Source organism: Candidatus Frankia nodulisporulans (assembly GCF_902806475.1).
Lineage (GTDB): Bacteria > Actinomycetota > Actinomycetes > Frankiales > Frankiaceae > Frankia > Frankia umida.
On record NZ_CADCWS010000377.1, the window covers coordinates 1 to 2,959 of the forward strand.

The 2,959-nt window shown below is 71.0% G+C and carries 2 protein-coding genes; one reads left to right on the forward strand and one right to left on the reverse strand.

Translation table 11 applies throughout. From position 1 onward, the window contains the following. Window positions 1-78: 78 nt before the first annotated feature. On the reverse strand, window positions 79-819 hold the full coding sequence (locus G6R24_RS19880; protein WP_225438814.1) for a fumarylacetoacetate hydrolase family protein: 741 nt from the start codon (window positions 817-819) through the stop codon (window positions 79-81). Window positions 820-1,302: 483 nt separating this feature from the next. On the opposite strand from G6R24_RS19880, the gene G6R24_RS19885 reads away from it, so the two are divergent. Beyond that, window positions 1,303-2,959 (forward strand): GMC family oxidoreductase (locus G6R24_RS19885; RefSeq protein ID WP_163550681.1); only part of this gene is annotated, 1,657 nt, incomplete at its 3' end.

Here is a 2,959-nt window from a genome sequence, read left to right on the forward strand (position 1 = left end):
ACAGAATACACGATTCCCCGGTCATTCTGGCAGCCGAGTTGACGCGCTGACCCCGCCCTGAAGGACGGGGCCTGCGCGCTACGTTTCCCGGTCACCGAGGTCCGCCAGGGTGGCGCGGGGGACGAGGACCGGCCCCGTGGGCAGGAAGGTCGGCGAGTTCTTGGCGGCCAGCCAGTCGGCGCCGAGCGCCGGTATGTCCGTGCGGAAAATCCGTTCCCGCAACGTGAGGTCGTTGACGATGGTCCACCCGGCGACCACGTCGAGCGCGTTCTCGGGGCTCACCCGCCGGGCCCGCCGGCCGATCACCGCGGCCAGTTCCAGCTCCCAGTCGGGCTGCCGGCCATCCGAAGGCAGGACGACGTCGTCCCACGGGCCGCAGATCGCGCTCGGTAGTCCCTGGAAGACATAGGGCGGGTGCTGGAGCCGGGTGTCCATCTCGGCGGCGGCGTCCGCGCGCACCTGCTCGGTCGTGCGACCGTCGGACGGGTCGTGGTGGGCGACAGCGATGTCGATCACGTGTGTGCGGTAGTTGGCTCCCGCCTGGAAGATCTGCCGCGGTTCCACGGGGCTCAGCACCCGGTGCTCGGCCACCGGCAGCCAGCCCTCGACCGCGCCGACCAGCCCCTCGAGCACCGGGAGGGCCTCGTCCCAGCGTTCAAGCAGATCGGCGGTCGACGAGGGCCGCCCCAGGTCGGGCCGGACGGACAGGTCGAGCGCCCACTCGTGGGCGACAAACGCCGGGAACACCCGGCCCCCGCGGTCGCGCAGGCGACCCAGCGCCCAGCTTCCCGCATGGTCGATCGTCCGGACAGAATTCACGATCAGGTCGGCTCCCCTGTGACTGCGACACCCGACGTCGCCATTCGAGCATCTGTCCACGACCTCTTTCAGCGGAAACTCTTTTTTGAATACCGGCGATCCATGCTGTCGATGATGGTCGGCCATCGGACTTGACTCCGCCGCGAATGTGGCTCTACCGCGGGCCTGACCGTGCGGCGGGAAATCCGTCAGTCTTTCCAGAACACCACGCTCTCCACTGCTTTCCGTCAAAAGAGGCGCCACTGTGGACGACGTCGAAAGCCCTCGCCAACGCACACTGTGCCCGTCGGATAACGCTCTGAACCCATACGTCCGGGCATGGACCGCCGCGGCGGGCCTAGCCTGGGCAACGACAGTCGGGCCGGGCGGGCCGGTGGGGCCCGGCGGACCGATCGGCTCGGCCGGGCAGGCCGGCCGGGTGGCCGGGTGGCCGGGTGGCCGGGTGGCCGGGTGGCCGGGTGGCGATGAGGTGGAGGCGGCGGGGTGGCGGAGTTCGACGTGGTCGTGGTTGGTGCGGGGGCCAGTGGGGCGGTGCTGGCCAGCCGGCTGAGTGAACGCGCCGACCGCCGGGTGCTGCTGGTCGAGGCCGGCAGTGACCATCCGAGCACCGAGGACTTCCCGAAGGAGCTGCTCGACTCCGGGCTCATGGCGGCCATGCTGCCCGGGCATCCGAACAACTGGGGTCTGCTGGCCAACCTCACACCCGACCTGCCCTACACCGTGGCCCGGGGCCGGGTCCTCGGCGGTTCGACCGCCCTCAACGGCACGTATTTCATCCGTGGGCGCCGGGCCGACTTCGACCGCTGGGTCGCCGCTGGGCTCGACGAGTGGTCCTACGAGCAGGTGCTGCCGTTCTACAGACGCCTCGAGCGGGATCTCCAGTACGGCGAGTCCGACCTGCACGGTGGGAGCGGGCCGATCACCGTCACCCGCGAGATCGCCCATCCGCATCCGGTGACCGAGGCGTTCGCCGCGGCCTGCGCGAGCCGCGGCTACCCGTACGAGGCGGACAAGAACGGCGAGCAGCCCGCCGGGTACGGCCCGCTGCCCGTGAACGCCGTCGACGGCATCCGGCTCAACACCGGGATCACCTACGTGAACCCGGCCCGCCACCGGCCGAACTTCGAGGTGCTGGGGAACACCAGGGCCCTGCGCGTGGTGCTGCGCGACCGCGTCGCGGTGGGCGTCGAGGTCGACACCGGCGGCCAACGGCGGACCATCACCGCCGGCGAGGTGGTGCTGAGCGCCGGGGCGATCATGTCGCCGCATCTGCTGGCCCTGTCCGGTATCGGCCCCCGGGCGGACCTCGAGGCCGCGGGCATCCCGGTGATCCTCGACCTGCCGGCCGTGGGCAGGGGGTTCACCGACCATCCGGACCTGTCCTTCACCTGGCGCTCCCGGCGTCCGATCCCCCCGGTCACGCCCGGGTCGCCGGCGTTCGAGTCGGTGCTCAACTTCCCCTCCGGTTCGGCCGCCTACGGCGAGGACCTGGAGATCATGCCGTCGCTGCGGTCGCTGGCCGACATCGCCGGCCTCGGCGCCGCCGTCGGCCGCGACCACACCGCGACAGCGCGGATGATCCGACATCCGGTGGCCACGCTGCGCGCGCTGCGCGGGGTGTCGATCAGGCGGCTCGCCCAGCAGGCCGCGCACCGCAACGAACTGTTTCTCGCCATCGCCCTGCAACAGGCGGAAGCCCGCGGCACCATCACCACGGTCTCGGCCGACCCGCTGGCCCAGCCGCGCATCGACTACAACTACCTGTCGACCAGACGCGACCTCGCCCGGATGCGCGAGGTCGTGCGCGTCACCGTCGACCTGCTGACCTCACACCCGTTCGCCGACCTGTTCGGCGAACTCGGCGAACTCGACCGCCTCACCCTCGAGGACGACGATGCCCTCGACATCTGGATGAAAGCGCATCTGGCCACCGCCATCCACGCCAGCGGCAGCTGCCGGATGGGTGCGGCGGACGACCCCGAGGCCGTCGTCGACCAGCGGGGCCACGTGCACGGCATCAGCGGGCTACGGGTGGCCGACACGTCCATCCTGCCCACCGTCCCGTCTCGCGGCCCCGCCGCCACCGCCATCATGATCGGCGAACGCATCGCCTCGTTCATCGACCAGCCGGCCGAGCAGG